This window comes from Bifidobacterium apis, from assembly GCF_036986835.1.
In the GTDB taxonomy this organism is placed as follows: domain Bacteria; phylum Actinomycetota; class Actinomycetes; order Actinomycetales; family Bifidobacteriaceae; genus Bombiscardovia; species Bombiscardovia apis_A.
This window is the reverse complement of the sequence record NZ_BTXD01000002.1, coordinates 166,615-192,806: the sequence shown is the minus strand read 5'-3', so window position 1 is coordinate 192,806 and position 26,192 is coordinate 166,615. Positions and strand designations below refer to the sequence as shown.

The following is a 26,192-nucleotide window of genomic DNA, read 5'->3' as shown; positions in this document are numbered from 1 at the left end:
CCATGAAAATCCGGAGATTGTTAACGGCATCAATGGCCATATTGGCCTTAGCCGGAACGTCCGCGATAGGTACGGCTACTGCCTGGGCCGAGCCTGCTGTTCAGGGGAAGACCCACGAGATGACCGTCGCCTATTTCAGGGCCTGGAGGGATACGCATTCGGATCCGACTGTCAATTTCAACTCGATGTCGGATCTGCCCAAGCAGGTGGACATAGCCATCGCCTTCCCCAACCCGGAGACCACTCAGGCCTTCTGGGACACTCTTCCTGGGCAGATTGAGTCCCTGCACAAGCAGGGTACAAAAGTGATCAGGAGTCTGGATATCAGCCTCTTCTATAAGGATGATTTCAACGACCCTCATGATCATCAGTCTCTTTCGCCCATGGAGAGCAACGCAGAGGGGTACGCCAAACGCGCCAGCGAGCTCAAGAAGTCCTATCTTTACTTCCCTGGACTGGACGGCTTTGTTGTCAATGCCGAGGCGAGCATGACCTCCACTGACGTTCAACGAGCCACGGGGGTTCTCAGGGCTATGTCGAGCTATTACGGGCCCAAGTCACCTGAGCCGAGTTCCATCTTTGCTTATAACACCAACAAACCTGGGACCAACAGCCTCTATAGGGGAGTGTCCGACGTGGTCTCTTACGTATTCGCCGACGCTTATGGGCGTTCGGTCGGAGCCCTCCAGCGGGACTGGGAGACCTACAAGGGTACAATCAAGAGCAGGCAGTACATTCCGGGTTTCTCGTTCTATGAAGAGCGTGGCGGATGGTGGTATGACACCGAAGAGCCGATGTCAACCAGCAGGGCCATGCAGTACGCTCTTTGGGAGCCTGACGGCGGGGCCGATGGCGCACAAAAAGGCGGCATTTTTGAGTATGCCGTCGATAGGGATGGAGTGCGTCGTGGCGACGACAAGCTTCAACCTACGACCTTCGAATGGACCAAGGCCCTTTCGGCAGCCATGAACAAGAAGTGATGACCATCTGAAAATTGAGGGTCCTTCTGCCTTCCGGCACCTGGACCCTCTTTTATTGTTGAGGGCTTTCCCGATTGCTAGTGCCGATTCAACATATTGGGGGAAACGATCTCGGATATATACCCTTGAGAGTTGCCAATTCGCGAACAGTGAACAAGAGCCATTTCCGGGAGCTACAACATAAGGCTGAGGTGTGCTCGGAGGCTGCAAGTCTTGATAGGTCAATGGGTTTTCTCAAAGCAGTTGCAGGTCCCAAAATGTCGTGATACCGCCCTTCGTCAGGTATCCATCCTGGTGGAATCTGGGCTTATGCTGACTTTTCGAACTTGTGAATAGAAACGCGCTATTTTGTTGGGGGCCATATCTTTGGATATTGGATAGGGTACAATTGAACTAAACCGCTTTAGTAGAGATGCAAAGCGGACCTACGAGGAGGTTGTGAGGATGCAGCTGAAGATAGAACGCGTGCTTGACAAGTGCGATCGTGTCATGCGTCAACGCGTGCTACCGAAGATTGAGCGGCCCATGGGCAAGGTCCAAGTCCGCTCTTTCGTCATTTCCGGGGAACCGATACCATCATCGGAGTTCTTCAAGAAAGTACAGAGCAAGAGTGTGGACTTCCGGCCTCTCTCCTTGGGGGATACCTGGGGCACGACCTGGGGGACCACCTGGATGGAGGTGACCGGTCGCGTCGATGCCGACTGGGCGACCAGGGCTCCTATCGAGCTGGTGGTCGACCTGGGCTGGCATCCGGATGCGCCGGGCGGTCACTTTGAGGCCCAGGCATATAGGAGTGATGGTTCGATCATCAAGGCCGTCAATCCCCGCAACCGCTGGATTCCGCTTGACGGCACTGACCTGGATGGGAATCCGACACATGACGAGGCTTCGGTCATCGACGCTGACGGAACCTTTACCATCTATCTGGAAGCGGCCTGCAATCCGCTCCTGCTTGGCACCCCCGCATTCGTGGAGACGCAGCTGGGTGAGGGAACCACAGGTCGTGCCGATGAGCCCAATGTCCTCAAGCAGATGGATGTCTGCCATTTTGACCATGAGGCATGGAACTACTACATGGATCTTGAGGTCACGGCCCAGCTGATCCGCGAAGGCAACACGAGCCAGCCTCGGTACTGGCGTCTGGGCAAGGCCCTGCAGCGCTCGCTGAATATCTACGATGAACGTGACCTGGCCACACTCGTGCCGGCTCGACAGGCCCTGGCCGGTGTACTTGCAGTGCCTGCGACTCCCAGCGCACTGGATCATGCCGCAGTGGGGCATTCCCATATTGACTCCGCCTGGCTCTGGCCCAAGCGGGAAACCAGGCGCAAGGTGGCGCGGACTGTATCGAACATGCTTGCGCTGATGGAGCGCGACCCTCAATTCATCTATGCCATGAGCTCGCCCCAGCAGTATGCATGGCTGGAGGAGGACCATCCTGATCTTTTCGCCCGTGTCAAGCAACGCATCCAAGAAGGCAGGTTCATCCCCGTCGGAGGGATGTGGGTGGAGTCTGACGGCATGCTGCCCTCAGGGGAGTCGCTGACCCGGCAGTTCACCTATGGCAAGCGGTACTATCGGGAGCATCTGGGGGTGGATACAACCGTGGTCTGGGAGCCGGACAGCTTCGGCTATACTGGTCAGTTCCCGCAGATTGCCCGCCGTGCAGGCATGACATCCTTCCTTTCGCAGAAGATCTCCTGGAATGATACAACCAAATTCCCGCATCATACCTTTGATTGGCAGGGCATCGACGGAACGGCCATCTTCACGCATTTTCCTCCCATGGATACCTATGCCTCCAGCATGACGGCCCGCGAGCTCAACCACTCCCAAGAAAACTATCAAGACAAGGACATCTCGACCAGGGCCTTGGTTCTGTTCGGTTATGGCGATGGTGGCGGCGGCACCACCAGGGAAATGCTGGGACGCTATGAGCGCCTGCATGACGTGGAGGGATCGGCCAAGGTGCGGTATCAGGCTCCTGCAGACTTCTTCCGCCAGTCTGAGAAAGAGATCCGCGCGGAGGCCGGTTCCGAAATGCCCGTCTGGAAGGGCGAGCTCTATCTGGAGCTGCACCGTAAGACCCTGACCTCCCAGCAGGATATGAAGCGGGGCTGCCGGCAGGAGGAGGCCATGCTGCGCACGGTCGAATACCTGTGCGCCTACGCCGGCTTGGTCGATGACTCCTACACCTACCCCCGTCAGGAGCTGGACGAAATCTGGCGCACGCTTCTGCTCAACCAGTTCCACGACATTCTTCCAGGTTCCGCCATCTCCTGGGTGCATAGGCTGGCCAGGGAAGACTACCGCAGGGACATCGCCCGTCTGGAGCAGATCGGCGATGATGCTGCACACGTCATAGCTTCCGCCCAGCCACAGGCTCCCATGGTGTCCGATGCCAGGCTGGTGCCCATGGACGGCAAGGGTCAAAAGGCTTGGAGGGCCGGCGGACCAGTCCATGCCCAGGAGGGGCCTGAGGGCATCCTGCCTGTCCAGGTCAGTAAAGAGGGCGACGGATTCATCCTGGACAATGGTCTTATCCGTGCCGTCGTCGCTTCAGATGGTGAAGTCCATTCCATTCTTGACAGGACCTCTGGCAGGGACCTGGTCCCACAGGGCTCCTCGGTGGGCGGATACGAGCTCTTCAAGGATGAGCCCTACATGTGGGATGCCTGGGATCTGGAACGTGATGCCCTGCTGACCGCTGCTCCGGTCGATGACCCAGTCACCATGGAGGCCTTGGAATCCGGTGTTCGGGTATCGCGTCGGCATGGGGAGACCACCATCGTGACCACAATCGGGCTGACCCCGGGCAGCAGGCAGTTGGACTTCACTGCTGACGTGGATTGGCACCAGGATGAGCAGCTGCTCAAGGTGGACATTCCCGTCGCCGTTCAGGCCAGGTACGCGCAATTCGAGTGCCAGTACGGCTTCATCGATAGGCCCATTCAGAAGAACAACGCCGCTGAAGAGGCTCAGTTCGAGAGCTGCACGCACCGATTCGTCAGGATCAGCGACGACGACCTTGCTGTTGGCGTGGTCAACGCTTCGACATACGGCGGCGACACCACACCGATTCACTACGACGAGAAGGCTGGCAAAGAGGCAGGCACCTTGGTCAGGCTGACCCTCCTGTCCGCTCCGGTCTTTCCCGATCCGCATACCGATAGGGGCAAGCACAGCTTTGCCTGGTCCATCGTCCCTGGGGACACCCAGGCTGACATTCTGCAAGCAGCCTATGCCCTCAACGCGCCGGTCTTCCATCATGGACTGCCTGCCGTTGAGCCCCTGGCTGGTGTCGAGGATATTCAGGGTACCACCGTCATCGACTGGATCAAGACGGCTGATGACGACAGCGGCGATGTGATCGTCAGGGTCTACAACCCGGATTCTTCGCCATCCAAAGCCAGATTGCGCACAGGATCCGTTCTGCAGGATGCGACTGTGAAAGAGACCAATTCCTTGGAGGACGGACCTGTGCCCGAGGGTGTGCGGCCAGGCCTGTGCTCCGAACAGGGTGCACAAGCTGATGGGGCCTTGCTGGATCTTGTTCCCTTCCAGTTCACCACATTGAGACTCTCCAGGCGCTGAATCGCCTGACCAAGGGTGTCTGTCCGGCCGGTTCGCTCGTCGTTTTGGACCGGCCGGAAGCTCCACAAAGAAGTGAGTAGTAAAAAAGAAAGGAAGCTCCGATGAGAGCACTGAAGAAGTTAGCAGTATTGATCTGCGCGACTGCCATGGCGGGTTCGTTGGCGGCGTGCGGAGGAAGCAACAGCAGTTCAGGCGGGTCGAAGGACGGCAAGCCGTCAGGCGAGATCTCCTTCCAGACCTGGAACCTGAAGAACGACAAGTACACTCCGTATTTCAAAAACCTGATTTCGGCCTATGAGAAGTCGCATCCCGGCACCACCATCAAGTGGATCGATCAGCCCTCGGACAACTATGAACAGAAGCTGTCCGCCGACGCAGCAGCCAACTCCCTGCCCGACATCATCGATGCCGGCCCCTCCCTGATGTATGGCCTGGCCAAGGCCGGGGCCCTGATGAACATCAGCAAGGAAGCTCCCAAGGCCCAAAACAACTATTACAAGAATGCCTGGGATGCAGTGACCTTCAGGGGCAAGGACATCGAGGAGGGCGCCTACGGCTTCCCCTGGTACGTCAACGATGGACCGACCTATTACAACACTGAGCTCATGCAGAAGTGCGGGCTGGATCCCAACAAGTTGCCTGTGACCTGGGACGACTACTTCTCCCAGGCGGACACCATGGTCAATAGCGGTTGTGGGGCCTATATGTCCACCATGCTGGGCGGTTCCGTCGATGACTATGCATCGGCCGGCATCCCAATCATGAACAAGGACCACACCAAGTACATCTTCAATTCCCCCAAGGCCGTCAAGCACCTGCAGCGCTTCGTCGACCTCTACAACAAGAAGGGAATCCCGCCGGAGGCCCTGAGCGCACAGTGGTCTCAACAGGGCGAGTTCTTCCAGAAGGGCTCCATCGTGGCTATGGGTGGCAGCGCCTACTCGGCGGCGGACTTCAAGCAGAACTCTCCTGACCTGTACAAGCATCTGGCTGTGGGCACCAAGATCAGCGATCAGGGCAAGTCCGCCAGCCTGGCCTATGAGATGCTGGCCGTCAATGCCCAGACCAAGAACAAGACGCTCGCCCTGGACTTCGTCCAGTATGTGACCAATGCCAAGAACCAGCTGGCATTCGCCAAGAAGTCCAACACCTTCCCCTCCAGCAAGGGAGGTCTTGACGATCCCTACTACGCCAACATCGACACCAGTGATGTCCAGGGCAAGGCCCTGAAGATCACTCTGAACTCCGTCAAGAATGGATACTCAAGCCGTCCTGCCGAGTTCACCGATGCCAACGGCCATGACTACCTGCAGCAGCAGGCTGCTCTGGCCCTGCAGGGCAAGCAGACCGCCAAGGAGTCCTTGGACAAGGCCGTCAAGTACGCCGACGAGAAGCTGCAGTAACTATGAGCCGCACCGACTCTTCCGACATCCGGCCGAAGGCTTCTGCCCTCGGCCGGCACGGTGGGTCCCAGGCCGGGGTCCAAGGCGGCAAGGGGACCCACTGGACCACGGCCCTGGCCCCCTACCTCTTTGTCTTCCCGGCCTTTGCCATCGTTTTCATCTTCGTCATCGTAGCTGCGCTGAATACCTGTCGGCTGGCCTTTACTGATTCCACGCTGCTGCGGCCGGGCAAGTTCGTGGGCATCGAGAACTTCGTAAAGATCGTGCATGACGACTATTTCTGGACCGCGTTGCTCAACTCCACCCTCTACGTGGTCTGCGTGGTCCCCTTTATGGTCATCCTTCCCCTGATACTGGCCAATCTGGTAAAGGGGAACTCCAGGATCATGGGGTTCTTCAGGACCTCCTTCTACACTCCTGTGGTCATGTCGGCCGTGGTGGTGGGAATGATCTGGACCAACCTGCTGGATCCCAAGGGGCTGGTCAATTCGGTTCTGGAGTCCCTGCACATCATCCACAGTCCGATTCCATTCCTCAGCGATCGCTGGCTGATACTGTTCACATCCATGTTCGTCACCATCTGGCTGGGCCTGGGATACTACATGGTCATCTACCTGACCGCCCTGGCCAACATCGACGTCTCCCTCTATGAGGCCGCCTCGCTGGATGGGGCAGGATCGGTAAGGCAATTCCTGTATGTCACCATTCCAGGAGTGAGATCCACCATCGTGCTGATCATGATGCTGTCCACCATCGCGGCCTTCCGCGTATTCAACGAAATCTACGTACTCACCAACGGCACGGCTGGTCCCGGCGGCGAGGACATCACCATGTCCATGCTCATCCAGAAGGAGGGCACGGGCATCCAGGCCAGAACGGGCTATGCCAGCGCTTTGTCACTGATTGTTCTGGTTGTTGTCGGAGCCATGCTGATTCTGCAGCAGATTATCCAGAAGCGGGGGGAGGACTCATGAAAACCGGTCACTCCAAAGTCACTGTTGGCAAGGTCATTCAGTACCTTGTGCTCATACTGGTCTTCATCCTGCTGGTGGGGCCCTTCGTCTGGGAGCTCTCGCTCTCCTTCAAGGGCAAGGGCGACAATGTCTATGCGGTTCCGCCCTATATCATCCCGAAGACGCCCACCTGGAACAATTACATATCCGTCTTCAGGCAGGTTCCGGTCTTCCGGTACATGCTGAACACGGTGATCGTCGCCATTCTTTCCATCGGTGGCAACGTCATCTTCTCGACCATGGCCGGATACGCGCTGGGCCGGCTCAAGTGGCGCGGGCGCAACATGCTCTTCACTATTTTCATGGGCACCATGGTCATCCCCGTCGAGGGTGTGGTCATCTCCCAGTTCCTGATCGTCAGAAGCGTCGGCCTGCAGAACACCCTGTTGGCTGTCGCCCTGCCAGGCATGGTGGGCGCCGTCAATATTCTGCTCATGACCAATGCCTTCAAGGGCATCCCGGACGAGCTGGAGGAGGCGGCCGAGGTGGACGGAGCCAATCTTTGGCAGCGGTTCTACCGGATATGCGTGCCCCAGGTCAAAGGCACCATGACCGTCGTCGGCATCTTCGCATTCGTGGGCGCCTGGAATGATTTCCTCTGGCCTCTGATTGTCATTTCCGACGAGTCCAACTACACGCTCACACTGGGCATGAACCGACTCAAGGGCATGTTCGTTTCGGATCCCAGATTGATAGCAGCGGGGGCGTTGGTCTCCCTGATACCGATTCTGGTCTTCTTCGCCTGCTTCCAACGCTACTTCTTCCGTGGTCTGGAACAGGGTGGCATCAAGGAATAGCGTCATCATGAAATTTGGAGTCAATTACACCCCCTCCCACAACTGGTTTTATTTCTGGCTGCATCCGGATTGGGATGCCGTCGCCGAAGACCTCGACGACATTGCGTCCATTGGGCTGGACCATATCCGCATCTTCCCGCTGTGGACGATTCTCCAGCCCAACAGGACCTGGATCAACGATGCCGGCCTGGACGACCTGAGGCATATGGCCGCCTTGGCGGATGAGCGAGGACTGGATGTCTATTCGGATGTCATCCAAGGGCACATGTCCAGTTTTGACTTCGTGCCCTCCTGGCTGGTCTCATGGCATGAAACCAATATGTTCACGGATCCGGACGCAGTCCAGGCGCAGGCCCGGTTGGTCGCTGCGGTCTATGAGGCCCTGGCGGACCTGCCGCATTTCCGCGGTCTGACCATCGGAAACGAGTGCAACCAGTTTACCGACCGTGTCCATCCGCGCCGGATGCCCTCCACCTCCAAGGAGGCTGAAGGCTGGCTGCTGCAGCTGTTGAACCCGTTGAAGGAGAGGGCGTCCCAGGAAGGCCGCGTGCTTCTGCATTCCGAAAACGACGCGACCTGGTATCAGGATGGCCACGCCTTTCTTCCGCGATATGCGTCCAACATCGGAGATATGACCTGCATTCATTCCTGGGTTTTCAACGGCGCCGCGCAGGAGTGCGGTCCCTTGGCCGAGGAGAGCACGCGTCACGCCGAGTACTTGGTGGAGCTTTCAAAGGCTTTTGCCGATCAGCCCCATCGGCAGGTTTGGGTGCAGGAGATCGGTGCACCGCTCAATGTAATGGGCGCAGAGCAGACCGCTGACTTTTGCAGGTCTTCAGTGGAGCATGCTCTCGACTGCGGCGACATGTTCGGCATCACCTGGTGGTGCTCGCATGACGTCGACCAGCGGTTCGGTGATTTTCCTCCCTTTGAGCATCAGCTGGGTCTGTTCGATCAAGAGAAGCACCTCAAGCCCATAGGCCAGGCCTTCGCCCAGGCGGTGAAGGACTACTCCGGCAAGGAGGATTCTCGGCCCAGGTCCACGGCTTTGGTCGTGGATGTGGACGAGAACGATGATCCCTTGCTCAGATCTGCCTGTGCGCCCGGCGGGTCCATCTTCAACAAGTGGATGGAACTCAGCCGTCAAGGTTCAAGGCCGGCCCTGGTCACCTCCCTGCATGCGGCGGATAGGAGCTGGCTGCAGGACAGGGGCATCAGTGAGTGCATCGCCGTCAAATCTGTTGGCGGAAGCACCTATAGCGCCGTATCCGACCCCTCCCTCCTGCGGAAAAAGTCCTGACCGCGGCATACCCGGCTTCCCGATTCGGCTCCTGCTCTCGTCTGAGGCTGGAATGTGAGCGATAACAAGCTCTTCGGCCTCAGACGAGGTTGTGGGCCACGGTTTTGTGCGGATGAGGGTCTAAGTTAGGGTTAAAGGCCGATATTCGTGTGCGCCTCAGGCGTGTGGCAGGCAGTCTGGCTTGCTGAGTCGGCCGAGCCGGATCACGGGTGTCGACGAGGATGGTTGATATGAGGTGGCGCATGGGCGGCGAGTCTGATGGCGGAGAAACAGAAGCCAGAACGGGCTCGTCCGTTCACAGGGAGATGGATGATGCCAGGGTCAGCCTCAAGGACATAGCCAACGAACTGGGGATATCCCAGACCGCTGTCTCCTTCGCCATCAATGACAAGCCCGGGGTCTCCGACCGGACCAAGCGCAGGGTTCGCGAAGCAGCTGCCAGAATGGGTTGGAAACCAGCATATGCCGCCCAGGCTCTGGGCAGTTCCAGGACCATGACAGTGGGCTTTGCCCCAGCCCGTTCCATGGATGCCTTCCAGACCGAAGGCTTCATGCTGCATTTCATGGCCGGCATACATGCCTCCCTGAGCCGGTCGGGCTACGGCCTGCTCTTCCGCCCCTGCGTCACCCTGGATGAGGAGCTGGACACCTACAGGGACTGGGCCAGACGCAAGCGGGTCGATGGGGTGGTACTGGTGGACCTTCTCTCCGATGATCCCAGGCCCCGGCTCCTGCATAATCTGGGCCTGCCCGCTGTGTTGGCCGGGGGGCCCGACTCGGACAACTACCTGCCCTCGTTGTCCATCGACGATTCCCGAACTATGACGACGATCATGGACCATCTGAGTTCGCGTGGACATGTCCGGATCGCCTACTTGTCGGGGGACGCGAACCTCGACTATAGCCGCGCTCGTGTCTCTTCATTCCGGGAATTCGTCCGTCGGAAGAACCTCGGGGAACCGAAGGTGGAGTTCACGGATTTCACGCCTGATAAGGCCGCCGCCCTTACTCTTCGTCTGTCATCGGGGAAGAATCCGTATACGGCTTTTATCTATGAGAACGAGATCATGGCGGCGGCCAGTCTGCGCGTAATGCTGGAACACAGGATGGCATCCGCAACTGTGCCAGGATCTGATAATGTTATTGCGGCCACTGACTCGGTTTATATGAGTCTGCCGGCCATGGTCAGTTTCGAGGACAGCTTCATCTGCCAGAGCACCTATCCCTCCATCACGTCGGTCCATCGTGATGCCGGGCTCTACGGCACCAAGGTGGCCAACCTGCTTCTGAAGATCTTCCGGGGGGAGCAGGTGGGGGGCAACCGCCGCATCCTGACCCCCAAGCTGGTCATCCGCGAGAGCACGGCGCGTCCTGTTCGATGAAACCCGTGACAACTGCCGGGAATGGTGTGCTATGTAACCGGTATCATGGTCGCATGTGAGCGTAAACAGTCATACCTGTGAAACGTCTGCTGCCAAGGCCACCGAAGAGGATGGAGTCGTCATGTTCATACCACGTTATTACGAGGATCCGGCCACGCTGCATGTGGGGACCGAGCCCAACCGTGCCTACTTCGTGCCGGCCGGCGCCCCCATGGACACGCGTGGCGACCTGCGCAGGCGCTCCGACCGGTACCTGGACCTGGATGGGGACTGGGATTTTCGCTATTACGCCAGCATCGACCAGCTGGACGCCGAGGTCCAGTCCGCCACCGAGGCCGAGGATCCGGTCTTCTTCGAAGCCGACTACAGCCCTTCCAGGGATGCGGGTCGAGGGGTGTACCAGCCCATCCATGTGCCGGGCGTCTGGCAGACCCAGGGCTATGACAATCCCCAGTACACCAACGTGCGTTATCCCTTCCCCTTCGATCCGCCCAGGGTGCCGGCCGACAATCCCTGCGGCATCTACCTGCGCGCCTTCGACTACGAGCCTGAACCCTCAGCGCCTCGTGCCCTGCTCAATTTCGAGGGTGTGGACTCCTGCTTCTACCTCTGGGTCAACGGTAATCTGATCGGCTACAGCCAGGTCTCCCACGCCACCAGCGAGTTCGATGTGACCGACCACCTGCGTCCGGGTCGCAACCAGCTGGCCGTTCTGGTGCTCAAGTGGTGCGATGGCAGCTATCTGGAGGACCAGGACAAGTTCCGCATGAGCGGCATCTTCCGCGATGTCTACATCCTGCGTCGGCCCAAGGCACGTCTGCGCGACTGGTTCGTCCATACCGACCTGGACGAGGACATGAGTCATGCCAAGGTGACCCTGGACTTGGATCCGACCGGCGTATCGGACCATGACGATGCCGCTCTTGATGTCCAGGCCCTGCTGACCGATCCCGATGGGGTGGTGGTGGCTCGGGCCGAGCTGACAGGTTGCAGGGGGCCTGCGCAATTTGTCCTGGAAGTCGGCCACCCTCGCCTCTGGAATGCCGAGGACCCCCAACTCTACCGACTAACGCTGTCGACCAGAGCCAGCGCATCTGCTGCCGGCGATTCGGATGAGGTCATCACCGAGTACATCGGCCTGCGCACCATCAGCGTGGACGGTCAGGTGGTCAAGGTCAACGGTAGCCCCATCAAGATCCATGGGGTCAACCGCCATGACGGGGATCCGCGCACCGGCTTCGCCATCGATCAGAAGCAGATCATGCGCGACCTGACCCTGATGAAAGAACACAACGTCAACGCCATCCGCACCTCCCATTACCCCAACAGCCCCCAGTATTACGCCCTCTACGACCAGCTGGGCTTCTATCTGGTCGCCGAGGCCGACCTGGAAACCCATGGCATCGAGGCCCTCTACCATGGTCCTGAGTGGAAGGAGCCCGATTACTGGAATGGTCGCATCGCCGACGAGCCGCGCTTCACCAAGGCCATCGTCGACCGTGTCCAGCGCAGCGTGGAGCGGGACAAGAACCATCCTTCGATTCTGATATGGTCCATGGGCAACGAAAGCGGCTACGGCTGCGGCATTGAGGCTGCTCTGGCCTGGACCAAGTCCCGGGACCCCTCCCGTCTGACCCACTACGAGTCGGCCATCCACGGCTCGCCCCGGGAGGATCTGGACTATAGCAATCTGGACATCACCTCGAGGATGTATCCCAGCATCAAGCAAATCGAGGATTACTTCACGCCGGAGGGTCCTCACGGCATCAGCAGCCACGGGGATGACGGAGACGGGGGCCGTCGGCCATACTTCCTCTGTGAATACTGTCACGCCATGGGACTGGGCCCCGGGGATTTGGAGGACTACTTCCGAGTCATTCAGGCCTATCCAGGGCTTCTGGGCGGCTGCATCTGGGAATGGGCCGACCATGCCATCGACCAGGGCAGGGACTCCAAGGGCCGTCGGATCTATGCCTACGGTGGCGACCACGGCGAGTACCCCAACGATGCCAACTTCTGCATGGACGGCCTGGTCTACCCGGACCGGCGGCCCCACACCGGCCTCAGGGAGTTCAAGAACGTCTTCCGCCCGGCACGTCTGGTCGGCTACGATCCCCAGACCCGTCTGCTCACCCTGCACAACTATCTGGACTTCACCTTCCTGGACGAATACCTGAGCCTGAAGTGGACCCTCCTGTGTGATGGGGAGCCGGTTGCCTCCGGGACGCCAGAGCTTGATCGGGGGACCGGCCTGCACATCGCCCCCCACGCTGAAGGCACCGTGGGTCTGCCGTCTATGGATCCCCCTGAGAAGGGCCGTCTGACCCTGCTGGTGGAGTACGCCCTGGCCAAGGTCGATCCGGTGCTTCCGCAAGGGTATCCACTGGGCTTCGATCAGCTTGAAGCTGCGGACATGGGAATGTCTGAGCGTCCCAATGGGGTGGCCAGGGTCATCGGTGCCGATCCTGGCAGCGGAGCCCGGGGCGCCCACCGGCCGGTGGTCAGGCAGACCGATGCTCGCTTCGATGTGGAGGGGGCTGACTGGCGCTATGTCTTCAACCGCCGTACCGGCATGGTCGACTCCATGAGCATCGACAACCGTTCCCTACTGACCGCCCCTATGGAGGTCAACCTCTGGCGGGCGCCCACCGACAACGATGCCACCATCAAGCAGGAATGGCGCAAGGCCGAATACGACCGGGCTAGTACCAGGGCCCTATCCTGCCAGCTGGAGACCAATCAGGACAAAGGATTGACCGTCATCAAGACTGAACTGTCCCTGGTGGCACCTTTCATTCAGCCCATGGGCAGCATTCTCGCCACCTGGACCCTGAGCGACCAGGGTGGGCTGGATCTGAAGATGGAGCTGCATCGGGATCCCGAGTTTCCCTATCTGCCCAGGTTCGGCCTACGGCTCTTCCTGCCCCAGAGCCTGCAGCGGGTCACCTACTGCGGATATGGGCCCTACGAGAGCTACCGGGACATGCATCATGCCAGCCACTATGGCGTTTTCCATGACACTGCGTCAGGCATGGTCGAGCACTACCTGCGTCCTCAGGAGAACGGCTCCCACTATGGTTGCGACTACGTCATGGTGGAGGATGACCGCTCCCTGCTGCAGGCGGCCGGGGATGGGCCCATCAGCTTCAACTGTTCCCCCTATACGCAGGAGGAGCTGACCGTCAAGGGGCACGACCACGAGCTGGAGGAGTGCGGCTCAACTGTGCTCTGCCTGGACTATGCCACAAGCGGCATAGGCTCCAACAGCTGCGGACCTGAGCTGGATCCCGCCTATCGCCTGGATGAAACCGATCTGGTCTTCGGACTGCATCTGCGGGTGCGGTCCAAGTGACCCGGACTGGCGGGGCCTTTCATCCCCGCCAGCGCAGGTACTGCTGGTAGACCTTTTCGCAGGGGGCTCCCGTCAGCGTGGTCTCGATGTCCACCGGCCAGATGGGAGGCTCCCCTTCTCCAGTCAAGGCCCAGGCCGCCTGGCGGGCAGCGCCAATGGCCACATACTCGTCTGGCCGGGGCAGCTGCACATCCATGCCCAGGATTCCCGGGGCATAGGCTCTGACCGCTGGGGACTTGGCGCCGCCGCCGACCAGAAGGATCCTGGAGACCGTGGTGCCCAGCCGTTTCAGCAGTTCCAGGCAGTCACGCTGGGAGCAGAGCAGCCCTTCCACGAATGCCCTGGCCAGGTTGGTGCGTGTGGTGTTGGCCAGGGTCAGCCCCTCCAGCCTGGCGTGGGCATCAGGGCGGTTGGGGGTGCGCTCGCCGTCGAAGTAGGGGATTAGGGTGATGCCCTCGGCACCCGGCGAGGACTTCTCCGCCAGCTCGGCCAGACCGTCATAATCCGTCCCCAGGGCGGCCAGGCCTGCGTCCAGGATGCGTGATGCGTTGATGGTGCAGGCCAGTGGCAGCCAGTGGCCGGTGGCATCCGCGAACCCGGTCACCGAGGCGCTCATGTCATAGGCAGGAACCGGACTGACCGCAGCAGCGACACCGGAGGTTCCCAGGGAGATGGAGACATCACCCACTTGCATGGCCAGGCCCAGCGCCGTCATGGCGTTGTCGCCGCCGCCCGGTGCGATGATGCAGCCGCCGGGCACATCCCGACCGGCGATGCGGGGGTCGGCCTTGGCTCCGACCTGGTGGGGGCCAAGAACCTTAGGCAGGATTACCCGCTCAGCCATGCCATCGGGCAGGGCCATGGCCAGTAGGTCACGGCGGTAGCGGTCAGTGGCTGGGTCGTAGTAGCCGGTGCCGGAGGCATCCGAACGATCAGTGAAGAGATTTTCCAGCCCGGGTTCGGTCCCCGGGTCGGCTTCGGGGCCGTGACCGGCGATGACCCAACTCAGCCAGTCGTGGGGGAGGCATATGGCCGCGATGGCTCTGGCATTATCCGGCTCCACCCGGCTGACCCAGGCTACCTTGGTGATGGTCAGCGAAGCTACGGGGGAGGAGCCCACAGCTCGCACCCAGGCTTGTTTGCCGCGCATGGCCAGGTCCAGGTTCGAGTTCGGATTCGATTCCGGTCCCTTGTTTGGCTCATCACTTTCCGTCCGGGCGTTTTCAGCCTCGCCGGTCTTGGGCCCGGCTAGCCGATTGATGAGATCGTCGGCATCGGGAGCTGAACGCGTATCGTTCCAGAGCAGGGCATCCCTGATCACCTGTCCCTGGCTGTCCAGCAATACCATGCCGTGCTGTTGGCCACCCACGCTGATGGCCGAGACATCGTTCAGACCTCCCGCCTGGGCAGAAGCCTCCTGAAAGGCCTTCCACCAGGCCATGGGATTGACGCTGGTACCTGCCGGGTGAGGGGCCTTGCCGAAGCGGACCAGCCGACCGGTCCGAGCTTCGGTGACCCTCACCTTGCAGGACTGGGTCGATGTGTCCACTCCCGCCACCAGGATCTCATTCATGTCAGCCTCCTTGCTTTCTGGGCTCCTGTCCTTGGAGTACCCAATCATAGTATCTTAATTATTAAATCGATAAACTAAATGGCCCAGGTCCGAATGCGTTTCAATGTCTCACCTGCCGTCAGGCTGGAACGTAAGATGTTGAAGGGCCCAGGATTCTGTAGGCCTGTGTCCTTTCATGAAAGGTTGTTGAACCGTGACTGCCCTGCGCTCCATCAATCAGGATGATCTGAGGAACCACAACCTCTCGGTCATCATTGACACCATTCTGCGGTCGTCTACCTCGCTCAGCAGGGCGGATTTGGCCAAGGCCACAGGGCTGACCAAGGCCACCATGTCGCTCCTGGCGGGACTCCTACTCAGGAATAAGGTGGTGCGCGAGGAGGAGCCCGAGACCTCGCAGAGCAGCCACGGTCGACCCAGCACTCCCTTGTCCATCGCACACGGACGCTGGGCCGGTCTGGGCCTGCAGATCAACACCGACGGCTACGGCTGTCTGGCCATGGATCTGGATGGGACCCTGATCGATTCGGCCTGGGTCAAGGACGATATGCACGAGGCGGAACCTGATCAGGTCTTCGCCAATCTGGAGAAGCTGGCCAAGCCCATCGAACGCAAGCTGTCACATCACCACTACCGCACAGTGGGTTCGGGCCTGGCCCTGCCCGGTCTGGTCGGTGGCGACACCACCCTGCTCATGGCCCGCAACCTGGGATGGGAACGTCTGGATCTGCAGGACTTCCCCCTGGTTCGCCGTCTGGCTCCCCGAGTGGGCAACGAGGCGCGTCTGGCAGCCCTCGCACAGATTCCCGGCTACGCCGTCCAACGTCCGTCTGGCGGAGATGATGGGCCGCTTTCACCCACCGATTCCTTTATTTACATCTCGACTGACATCGGCATCGGCGGGGCTGTGGTGCGTCGAGGGGCCGTCGAGGTCGGCGATCATGGGTTCGCTGGCGAATTGGGACATGCCTCGGTGGATCTGAACGGGCCCACCTGTCGTTGCGGCCGCCGCGGATGCCTGGAGACCTACGCCGGGCGTAGGGCCCTGGTCGAAGCGGCTGGCATCGCCACCGGAGCCGAGGCAGTCACGCCTCAAGCTATGGAGGAACTCTGCCAGCGTTGGCAGCAGGGAGACGCCAAGGCGGTCGATGCCATTGACCGCGGACTCGATGCCATGACCTCGGTCATTGCCTCCGCCATCAACATTGTCGACGTGGATACGGTCATCCTGGGGGGATTCTGGTCGCACTTCGGGGGAAATCTGGCACAGCGCCTGCAGGATCGTCTCAATCAGCTGACCCTGGGCCGGGATGCTGTGGACATCCGTGTGCTCATCCCCTCTGAGGCCGACTATCCGGCCCTCAAGGGGGCAGCACTGGTGGGTCTGCGCCGTTTCATTGACGATCCGCTGGACTTCTTTCAGGACTGAGTTTCGAGGACTGAGCTGTCCAGGGTTCAATGACCTGCCTGAGACTGATCGGAGTCGGACTGGTCGGAATTTGCGGGCAGCTCTCTGCCGCCAGCCTTGAAGAGGGCGTGGGCGTCCCCGCCCTGCAGGTGTTTCAGATAGGTTCGAGCCCGGGCCATGCGTTCCACAGTGGTCTGGGCCAGAGGGGCAGGGAGTTGATCGGGGTTGAACCAGCCGACTGACAGGCTCTCCTCGTCACCCACAAAGGGGTCGGCATTGCCGCTGGGGTCGGGCCGGCAGATGAACAGATGATCCATGTACATGGTACGGTCACCGTTGGCATAGGTGACCACCTCCCGGGAGGATGTGACCGCCGCCAGGTCGGTGACGATCACATCAACCCCGGTCTCCTCCTTGACCTCGCGGACCACGGTGTCGGCCGGGTCCTCGCCCGGTTCGTTGATTCCGTAGACCAGGGCCCACTGGCCGGTGTCGGAGCGCCGGCCCAACAGGACCCGGCCCTGGTCGTCGGTGACGAAAGCCGTCACGCCGTTCAGCCAGAGCAGGTCATGGCCTATGGACCGGCGCAGTCTGAGCACGAAGTCAGGAGTGGGCATATGTCAGTCCCGGTCCGGGTCGGCCAGCGCAGCCCGCTGGGCCATCCAGGCCTCTACCTCTTCCACGGTCTTGGGGATTCCTGCAGACAGCCACTGAGGTCCCTGCTCGGTCATGAGCACGTCGTCCTCCACACGCACGCCGATGCCGCGGAATTCCGGGGGAACCAGCAGGTCGTTCTCCTTGAAGTAGAGTCCGGGCTCGATGGTGAAAATCATCCCAGGGGTGATGGGTGCGCCCTGGTAGGACTCGTACCTGGCCTCCGCGCAGTCGTGCACGTCCAGACCCAGGTGGTGGGCGCAGCCACAGGCGTGCCAGCGGCGGTGTTGCTGGCCCTGGGGGGAGAGGGACTCCTCCACGCTGACCTTGAGGATGCCCCACTCGTGCAGGGTTTCGGCCAGCACACGCATGACGGCATGATGGATGTCCGAGTAGGTGGCACCAGGCTTGGCGGCCTCGAAGCCGGCCTGCTGGGCCTTGAGCACGGTCTGGTAGATTCGCTTCTGCAGGGGGCTGAAGGTGCCGCCTACGGGGAAGGTGCGGGTGATGTCGGCCGTGTATAGGCTGTTGACCTCCACGCCAGCGTCAATCAGGAGCAGGTCGCCCTTCTGGACTGTTCCGTCGTTGCGCATCCAATGCAGAATGGGGGCATGCTTGCCCGAGGCGATGATGGAACCGTAGCCCACGTCGTTGCCCTTCTCGCGGGCGTTGGCGTTGAAGACGCCCTCCAGCATCCGCTCGGAGCGGGGTTTGCCCACCACCTGGGGCAGGTGGGTCAGAATCCGGTCGAACCCGTCCTTGGTGGCGGCGATGGCCTTGCGCATCTCGCCCACCTCGTAGTCGTCCTTGATCATGCGGGCCTCGGAGGTGAACTCTTCAAGCTTGTCGTCGGCTTCCTCATTGCGGTCCGGACCGCCGATGCCGTTGGCCTTGCGGGCGGCCTCCACCTGGTTCAGGACCTCCTGGTCGGCAGTGCGGATCACCCGCATCTTGACCGCCCCCTGGTCCGGCCCGAGATCCTTGGCGATGGCATCAGGGAAGGAGGCGATGTCCTTGGTGGGGATGCCGGTCATGATGGCCAGCTCCCGCAGTCCGGCCCGGGGACCCACCCAGTACTCCCCGTACTGGGATGACCTGTAGTAGTCGCGGGTGGACTGGTCGGCCCGGGGATGGACGAAGAGCTCAGGGGTATGGGTCAGGCCCTTGGCGGCCTCAGGACTGTCGGGGTCCACCGGGTTCAGAACCAGGATGGCTCCGGGTTCATAGTCCTCGCCCAGTCCCGTGTAGTAGGCGAAGGTGGTATCTGGGCGGAAGGCGTAATCGTTGTCGTTGTTACGGGTCTTGTAGGAACCGGCGGGAATGACCAGGCGTTCGCCAGGGAAGCGTTTACCCAGTTCACGCAGACGGCGCTCAGTGTATTTGCTGGACTCCAGCGGCTCGATCTGCGGCTCCTGGGCCTGCCAGCCGGTGGTCATGAACTTCTGGAAGGCGGGGGAGTTGGGGCGCAGGGTGCGGTTGTTCACCCGGTCCTCCATATTCTGCTCATCCAGGTCCACATTCTTGGGATCGGTGTCTCCTTGTAGATGCTCCTGAGCGGATGCGGTCACGTCCAGCCTCCTTGAAATTCCGGTTCTGACTATGTTGGTTCCATGGTAGTGCGTTCGGCCGATGTGACAGTCGGCTGTTTCGGCCTTCAATCGGGGTCGGTCGCGCATAGAATAGGCGGGAAGCATCCACAGCCAGCAGGAGGCGCAGGCAGAATATGTCATTCGAACACCCCAACAGCAAGGGTCAGAATATTCGCGATGTCGAGCGGGCTATCATGTCGCGTCCCGCCGAGCATGACAGCCCCAATCTGGACCTGGACAGGATGGGGATGATGCTGGACCTGCTGGGCCACCCCGAGCACAGCTTCCGGGTCATCCACGTCACCGGGACCAACGGCAAGGGGTCCACGGCGCGGATGGCCGAGGCTCTGGTGAGGGCCTATGGCCTGCGCACCGGGCTCTATACATCGCCTCACCTGGAACGGATCAACGAGCGGATCGCCATCGACGGCAAGGAGCTCTCAGACGAGGACTTCGTGGACCTATACCAGCAGATCGAGGATTTCATCGCCATGGTGGACGACCGCTTCGCCCAGCAGGGCAGGGCTTCCATGAGCTTCTTCGAGGTTCTGACTGCCATGGCTGTCTGGGCCTTCGCCGACGCCCCCGTGGACGTGGCCATCGTCGAGGTTGGGATGGGCGGCCGCTGGGATGCCACCAACGTCCTCGACGGGGATGCCTCCATCATCGGGCCGGTGGACATGGATCACATGCAGTGGCTGGGGGATACGGTCGAGCAGATAGCGGGGGAGAAGGCTGGGATCATCAAGCCCAAGTCCACGGTCATCGTCGGCGCCCAGCCCCATGAAGATGCCGTCATGCCCATCATCGAGCAGGCCGTGCGCGAGCAGGGCGCCCCCACACTGTTGAGGGACGGCAACGAGCTGGAGGTGGTCTCCCGCATGCCCGCAGTGGGCGGCCAGGTGGCCACTTTGCGCACGCCTCAGGGCCTCTACAAGGATGTACCCATCGACAAGTTCGGAGAGCATCAGGCCCACAACGCCCTGGCGGCACTGGCGGCGGCCGAGACGGTCATCCCCGTCAACGGGGCTCTGGACCAGGATCTGGTGGCCGAGGCCCTGAGCCAGGTGCGCATCCCCGGACGGATCGAACAGGTGCGCACCTCGCCCACCATCATCATCGATGGCGGGCACAACCTGAACGCAGCCCAGTCCCTGCGGGCGGCCATCGAGGAGAACTACGACTTCAAGCAGCTGGTGGGTGTGATCTCCATGATGGCCGACAAGCAGGTGGAGGACTACCTGGGCCTGCTGGAGCCTGTGCTGGACAGCGTCGTGGTCACCGAGAACTCCTGGAAGGGCCGGGTCATGCCGGCCGAGGATCTGGAGCGGCTCGCAGTCCGGGTCTTCGGGCCTGACAGGGTGGTCCGGCGCGACCGGATGCCTGATGCCATCCAGACGGCCGTCGACATGGTCGACAGCGAGGACCAAACCGGCGTGGGCTATGGCCGGGGAGTGCTGATCTGCGGCAGCTTCGTCACCGCCGGCGATGCCCGCACCCTACTTGCCGAGCGTCCCAATCCCGATCTGGCCAAACCTAAGGCGGAGCGCGCCTGATGTATCTCAAGGAGCTGACCCTCAAGGGCTTCAAGTCCTTCGCCTCGGCCACCACCCTGCGTTTCGAGCCGGGCATCACCGCTGTGGTGGGCCCCAACGGATCAGGCAAATCCAACATCGTCGACGCCCTGGCCTGGGTCATGGGCGAGCAGGGGGCCAAGAGTCTGCGCGGTGGATCCATGGAGGACGTGATTTTCGCCGGCACCTCCTCCAGGCCGCCGCTGGGCCGGGCTCAGGTCACCCTGACCATCGACAACACCGACCGGACCTTGGACATCGATTACACCGAGGTCACCATCAGCCGGACCATCTACCGCAACGGCGGGTCCGAATACGCCATCAACGGATCAGACTGCCGCCTGCTGGACATCCAGGAGCTGCTCAGCGACACCGGGCTGGGCCAGCAGATGCACGTCATCGTCGGCCAGGGGCGGCTGGATGCCATCCTGCGGGCTGATCCGGCCGGTCATCGGGCCTTCATCGAGGAGGCGGCCGGAATCCTCAAGCACCGCAAGCGCAAGGAGCGGGCCCTGCACAAGCTGGCCAACACCGAGGCCAACCTGTCCCGTCTGGACGACCTGATCGGCGAGATTCATCGGCAACTGGGGCCGCTGGGACGCCAGGCCAAGGTCTCCCGCCGGGCCGACATGATCCAGGTCAGCCTGCGGGACGCCCAGGCCCGCATCCATGCCGACGACGCCCTGACCTCGCAGAAGAAGCTGGAGGATCTGCGCTCGCGGATGGTTCAGACCCGTGGGCAGCTGGCCAGGGGGCAGGAGGAGCTGACCAGGGTCAAGCTGCGCATCGAACAGCTGGAGGGGCTGGATCGGCAGTCCAGCCCGGCTCTGGAGGCGGTCAACCAGCAGTGGAACGACCTGACCAAGCTCGGCGAGCGGTCCGGATCCCTGGCATCCTTGGCCAGGGAACGCAGCCGTTCGCTGGAAGCCGGCATGGTGGCCGACCAGGGGCAGGATCCCGGTGTGCTCAGGCGGCGGGCCGACGAACTCAAGGGCCAGGCCGACCGGGAGGAGGGCCAGGTCGGAGCCGACAGGATTGCCCTGGATGGCTGTGTTCAAGCCCGTGCGGATCTGGAGCGGCGGTTGGCCGCTCACCGGCAGACCATGACCGAGCTGCGGCAGGCGGCCAGAAAACGGCAGGCTCGGTTGGGGGACCTGGCACAGCTGGTGGCCAAGGAGGAATCGGCTCTGGAACTTTCCAGGCAGCGCGAGCGTGACCTGACCCGGCAGCAGGATCAGCTCAGGGAGGGCCTGGAACGGGCCAGGAACCGTGTGCGGGACCTGGACAGCCAGGAGGAAAGCCCCGACCAGGATGGCAGACAGGCTCTGGACCAGGCAGGCCAGGTCAGGGACCAGGCCCGCAACAGACTCAACGATCTTCAAGAGCGGGAACGTCGGATCCAGTCCGATGCCATCTCGGCTCAGGCCAAGGCCGATGCCCTGGCGGACACACTGGACCATCGTGGCGCTAGCGAGGCTCTGTCCCAGGCCGGGGATCCGGCCCTGCTGGGTCAGCTGACCGACTTCGTCCGCGTAGAGGAGGGCTGGGAGGAGCCCCTGGCCCAGGCCCTGCACGACTATGCCTCGGCCCTGGTGGCCAAGGATGGCCAGACGGTCGACCAGGCCCTGGAGCGGGCGCGCCGGGACCGTCTGGGACGCGCCGCACTGATTTCGGCATCAGGCCAGCTCGAGGGGGCAGGCGTAAAGCCCGGCGAGGGCCCCTGGCGGTCGGCCGCTGACCTGGTGGCCCTGCGGGAGCATCCTGCCGATCCTGACCGGGCCCAGGGGGTGCTGGATGCTGTCCGCAGTCTGCTGGCCTCCACAGCTGCCGTCGATGACGTTGATCAGGCCCACCGTGCCCTGGAGGACGGATGGCAGCAGGCGCTGACCCGCCCGGGCGACCTCTATGACCGGGTTGGCGCTGTGGGCGGATCCGCCCCGGCCACCAGCGACCTGGCGTTGACCGCACGCAGGGAGAAGGCCCTGGCACAGGTGGAGGCCCTCCAGGAGGAATCCAAGGCACTGCGGCCGCAGATGGATGCGGCCCGTGCTGTTCTTGAGCAGGCTGAGAAGAAGCTGCAGGAGGCGCGCAACCAGTGTACCGAGGCCCGGGTCAAGGCCGAGCAGGCCGCCCGGGAGCTGGCAGCTGCCCGCAAGGAATCGGATCGGGCCCAGGCCGGGGTCAAGGATCTGGAGGCTCGCCTGGCCCAGGTGCGCGACCAGGTGCGTACCCACGAACTCAAATTGGATGACCTCAAGGCCGGACTGGCCCGAGCCCAGGAGGACGGGGGGTCTGACCCTGATGACCCGGAGGGCATGGAAGAGCGACAACATGAATTGGAGACGGCCCTGGACCAGGCCCGCACGGCCGAGATGGAGGCCAAGCTGACCTGGACCGAGACCGACCGGCGGCACGCCTCCCTACTGCGACAGATTGATCTGCTGCGGGATCAGGCCGACCAGGCCGAACGCCATCGGCAGCGGATAGGCGAGGAGAACCGTCGTCGCAAGGCAGGCATGGCCTCCCTGGGGCTGATTGCGCGCAGGGCCGACCTGCTGGCCCAGCTGATCAAGGGCAGGATGGACCATACGGCCCGCCGCCGGGATCAGCTCAGGGCCAAGGCCTCGGCACACGACAAGGAGCTGACCGATCTGCGGGCCGACAGGGACGCTCTGGAACCCAAGGTGGCCGGTCTGCGACAGGACGAGCATGGTCTGGATCTTGAGCGGGAGCGTCTGGCCGGCGAGGACGGCCGTCTGCGCCAGCGCATCCAGGATGACCTGGGCATGGAACCGGAGGAGCTGATCCGCGAATACGGCCCCGACCATCCGGTGCCTGTCCTGGATGACGAGGGCAACCCCGTGCCCCTGGACCAGGAGCCGACGGAGGAGGACGGGGATTCGTCGGCCTTCAAAACGGTTCCCTACCAGCGCGGTGAGCAGGAGAAGCGGCTGGCCAAGGCCAAGCGGGACCTGGCCGCCCTGGGCAAGGTCAACCCGCTGGCCACCGAGGAATACGAAGCCCTGGAGTCCCGCAACCGCTACCTGCATGAGCAGCGTCAGGATGTGATAGGTTCCCGGGACGATCTGATGGCCCTGGTCAAGGATCTGGATTCGACCATGGTCACGGTCTTCAAGGAGGCCTTCGACGACACTGCACAGGCCTTCGAATGTATCTTCGCCACCCTCTTCCCCGGAGGGCGCGGGCGGTTGCGGCTGGAGGACCCGGACGACCTGCTGACCACAGGCGTTCTGGTCGAGGCCAGTCCAGCCGGCAAGAAGGTCCGTCGGCTCTCCCTGCTTTCGGGTGGGGAGCGTTCGCTGACGGCCCTGGCCCTGCTCCTGGCCATCTTCACGGCCCGGCCCAGTCCCTTCTATGTCATGGATGAGGTCGAGGCCGCCCTGGATGACGTCAACCTGACCAGGCTGCTCAAGGCCTTCGAACAGCTGCGGGAGCATGCCCAGCTGATCATCATCACCCATCAGCAGCGGACCATGGGCATCGCCGATGCCCTCTACGGAGTCACCATGCGGGGGGATGGGGTGACGGCCGTCATTTCCCAGCGGCTGAAAGAGCCGAATCGTTCCGGCCGCGAAGAGCCAGAGCCCGATCAAGGGTGACCTCTGCCAGGACTGCCTGAGAGTCCACGATAGGCAGCTGCGGCATGGGGTAGGCCTCGTTGAGCACCGAGAGCTCCGTGCAGCCCAGCAGGACCGAATCGCAGTGGTAGTCGTTCAGGAAGGCTTCGAGGACGCTCAGGTAGCGGTCCCGGTCCAGTCGGCCTTCCTTGACGTCGTCGTAGATCAGCGCACTCACCCGGTCCTGCAGGGCCTGGTCCGGGTCCACCAGCTGGTAGCCGGCGCTGTCGGCCGGGCCCTGGTAGATGGCGGCATGGCGGGACCCCTCGGTGCCCATGTACCCCATGCGCGGATGGGATTTCGCAGGATAATGCCGATCAGCCCAGTCGATGGTGGCCTGGGGCATGCTCAAAATGGGCACCGGGGTCAGGGCCTGGAGCCTGGGCAGAATCTGATGGGCGGTGTTGCAGGCCATGACCATGAAGGAGGCGCCCATGGCTGTGGCCTGGCGCACGTCCTCGGCCAGATAGGGGAAGGGGTCATCCTTGCTGCGGCCCAGGATGAACTCGGTGCGGTCGGGCACGGTGGCGTGGTTGAAGACCACGTAGTCCAGAAAGTCCTGGTCCCGGTGCGCCCCGGTCATCCGGTCCAGCACCCGTACGAAGCTCTCGGTGGCTAGCGTGCCCATGCCGCCCAGGACGACGAAGAAGTTCCTCATGCCAGTGTCCTCTTGTCACGGAAGTAGCGCCGGTAACGACGCCGATAGATTGCGAACATGTGTCGGATCAGCAGCCAGCGCTTGAAATTGCGGTCCTTGCCGTACTCCAGGGTGGTGCCCCAGTCCCCGCGGCGAATCATGGCCATGGCCTGTCGCTTGTCCTCGGATTCGGCGCAGTATTTGCGGAAGATGTCCTTGGGGATCTCCATCCAGAGGCGATGCCCCCGGCCGAAGACGGTGCGTCCGTTGAAGGGGGTGTCCAGAACCAGGTCGTCCACGAAGTAGCGGGCCAGGTTGAAGCCGTTCAGGGTGACCACGTAACTGCTGCGGCCCTGGCGCAGATTGATCTCGAATAGCTTGTAGACGCCGTCGCGCGGGTCGTACTTCATGTCGAAGTTGGCCACCCCGCTGTATTTGATGTCCTCAAGGAAGGCCTTGATCCGGTCGAAGATGTCCTGGTTGTAGTCGGGGATGATGGCCGCGTAGTTGCCCACGGCCTCGGGAGCAGGATCCTCCAGCAGGGGATGACCCAGGAACATCATGCGCACCCGGTGGTGACGGTCCACGTAGGCGTTGAGCACCCTCATGTTGTCATCGCCCCCGGGCACGAAGTCCTGGATGACCATCTTGGAGGTGTATCCGGCCTGGTAGGACCTGCGGATCATGGTGTCCAGCTCATCCGGGTTGCTGAAGATGAAGGCCTTCTTCCTGCCCGGGAAGTCGATGCCCAGCCACTCATCGCTGTCCGCGGGCTTCATGGCCACCGGGTAGTCGAAGGGCAGGTTGCGGTGGCGGCCGGCTTTGACGTCATCTGCATCCACCGAAACAGTCTTCGGGTGGGGAAGGTCATAGCGGTCGCAGAGCTCGTAGAATGAGGATTTGAGCGAGAGGGACCGGTTCAGTTCCTTGTCGATGGCGTTGAAGACGAACCGCTCGCGCAGGGGCTCACCGAACTCGTCCAGCAGGTTGGCGTAGGTGTCCCCGCAGGGCAGCAGGAGCAGGGTGGCCCCTGGGTGGTCCCGGTGATAAGCGTCGGCCCAGTCGTTCAGGGTGGACACGAAGACCTTGGGATTGGTGAAGTCGTGGACCAGGTGCAGGTCCAGGATCTTGCTGTATTTGGTGGGGGAGAGCTGGTAGTGGCCGAATGCGGTGGAGACCAGGCCGTAGGCCTCGTGGAAGGCTCGCGCCATCCCGTAGGTGTTGATGTCGGTTCCCAGTATGACCGGTTGGAATTCTTTCATATTTCTGAAACCACCTACCATGTGCTCGTGCGCCCC

General features: G+C 61.8%; 16 protein-coding genes. 11 read left to right on the top strand and 5 right to left on the bottom strand.

Going from position 1 to position 26,192, the window contains the following annotated elements:
- Positions 1-2: 2 nt before the first annotated feature.
- The 8 genes from AACP62_RS04710 to AACP62_RS04675 all read left to right on the top strand — a co-directional run bounded on the left by AACP62_RS04710 (position 3) and on the right by AACP62_RS04675 (position 13,821).
- On the top strand, positions 3-980 hold the full coding sequence (locus AACP62_RS04710; RefSeq protein ID WP_339346736.1) for an EndoS/ChiA family endoglycosidase: 978 nt from the start codon (positions 3-5) through the stop codon (positions 978-980).
- 444 nt (positions 981-1,424) lie between these two features.
- Positions 1,425-4,574, top strand: a complete 3,150-nt coding sequence (locus AACP62_RS04705; protein ID WP_339346735.1) for an alpha-mannosidase — start codon at positions 1,425-1,427, stop codon at positions 4,572-4,574.
- Between the two features lie 101 nt (positions 4,575-4,675).
- A complete protein-coding gene (locus AACP62_RS04700) occupies positions 4,676-5,977 on the top strand; it encodes an ABC transporter substrate-binding protein (protein WP_339346733.1) in 1,302 nt (433 codons plus the stop codon).
- Positions 5,978-5,979: 2 nt separating this feature from the next.
- Positions 5,980-6,951: a carbohydrate ABC transporter permease gene (locus AACP62_RS04695; RefSeq protein ID WP_339346731.1), complete on the top strand. Its 972-nt coding sequence runs from the start codon at positions 5,980-5,982 to the stop codon at positions 6,949-6,951.
- Positions 6,948-7,787, top strand: coding sequence for a carbohydrate ABC transporter permease (locus tag AACP62_RS04690; protein WP_339346730.1), 840 nt, complete (start codon positions 6,948-6,950; stop codon positions 7,785-7,787). The genes AACP62_RS04695 and AACP62_RS04690 overlap by 4 nt, the downstream gene beginning before the upstream one ends.
- 7 nt (positions 7,788-7,794) lie before the next feature.
- Complete coding sequence (locus AACP62_RS04685; protein ID WP_339346729.1) at positions 7,795-9,087, top strand: glycoside hydrolase 5 family protein; 1,293 nt, start codon at positions 7,795-7,797, stop codon at positions 9,085-9,087.
- A 305-nt stretch (positions 9,088-9,392) separates the two neighbouring features.
- On the top strand, positions 9,393-10,469 hold the full coding sequence (locus tag AACP62_RS04680) for a LacI family DNA-binding transcriptional regulator (RefSeq protein ID WP_339347293.1): 1,077 nt from the start codon (positions 9,393-9,395) through the stop codon (positions 10,467-10,469).
- A 55-nt stretch (positions 10,470-10,524) separates the two neighbouring features.
- Complete coding sequence (locus AACP62_RS04675; protein WP_425332907.1) at positions 10,525-13,821, top strand: glycoside hydrolase family 2 TIM barrel-domain containing protein; 3,297 nt, start codon at positions 10,525-10,527, stop codon at positions 13,819-13,821.
- Positions 13,822-13,840: 19 nt separating this feature from the next.
- Here AACP62_RS04675 and AACP62_RS04670 read toward each other — a convergent pair whose 3' ends face one another.
- Positions 13,841-15,394: a xylulokinase gene (locus AACP62_RS04670; RefSeq protein ID WP_339346728.1), complete on the bottom strand. Its 1,554-nt coding sequence runs from the start codon at positions 15,392-15,394 to the stop codon at positions 13,841-13,843.
- Positions 15,395-15,587: 193 nt separating this feature from the next.
- Here AACP62_RS04670 and AACP62_RS04665 point away from each other — a divergent pair, with 193 nt between their 5' ends.
- A complete protein-coding gene (locus AACP62_RS04665) occupies positions 15,588-16,823 on the top strand; it encodes an ROK family protein (protein WP_339346726.1) in 1,236 nt (411 codons plus the stop codon).
- Positions 16,824-16,849: 26 nt separating this feature from the next.
- On the opposite strand, the gene AACP62_RS04660 is transcribed toward AACP62_RS04665, so the two are convergent.
- Both AACP62_RS04660 and AACP62_RS04655 read right to left on the bottom strand, forming a co-directional pair.
- Positions 16,850-17,419, bottom strand: a complete 570-nt coding sequence (locus AACP62_RS04660; protein ID WP_339346724.1) for an NUDIX hydrolase — start codon at positions 17,417-17,419, stop codon at positions 16,850-16,852.
- 3 nt (positions 17,420-17,422) lie between these two features.
- Positions 17,423-18,973: an aminopeptidase P family protein gene (locus AACP62_RS04655; RefSeq protein WP_339347290.1), complete on the bottom strand. Its 1,551-nt coding sequence runs from the start codon at positions 18,971-18,973 to the stop codon at positions 17,423-17,425.
- Between the two features lie 206 nt (positions 18,974-19,179).
- On the opposite strand from AACP62_RS04655, the gene AACP62_RS04650 reads away from it, so the two are divergent.
- Both AACP62_RS04650 and smc read left to right on the top strand, forming a co-directional pair.
- Entirely contained in the window at positions 19,180-20,601 is a 1,422-nt protein-coding gene (locus AACP62_RS04650) for a bifunctional folylpolyglutamate synthase/dihydrofolate synthase (RefSeq protein ID WP_339346722.1), read from the top strand.
- On the top strand, positions 20,601-24,239 hold the full coding sequence (gene smc / locus AACP62_RS04645; RefSeq protein ID WP_339346720.1) for a chromosome segregation protein SMC: 3,639 nt from the start codon (positions 20,601-20,603) through the stop codon (positions 24,237-24,239). The genes AACP62_RS04650 and smc overlap by 1 nt, the downstream gene beginning before the upstream one ends.
- Here smc and AACP62_RS04640 read toward each other — a convergent pair.
- Positions 24,172-24,915 (bottom strand): aspartate/glutamate racemase family protein, encoded by a 744-nt coding sequence (locus AACP62_RS04640; protein WP_198186951.1) that lies wholly within the window; start codon positions 24,913-24,915, stop codon positions 24,172-24,174. The genes smc and AACP62_RS04640 overlap by 68 nt on opposite strands.
- Positions 24,912-26,156, bottom strand: a complete 1,245-nt coding sequence (locus AACP62_RS04635) for a carboxylate--amine ligase (RefSeq protein WP_198186952.1) — start codon at positions 26,154-26,156, stop codon at positions 24,912-24,914. Before AACP62_RS04635 ends, AACP62_RS04640 begins: the two co-directional genes overlap by 4 nt.
- Positions 26,157-26,192: the final 36 nt, after the last annotated feature.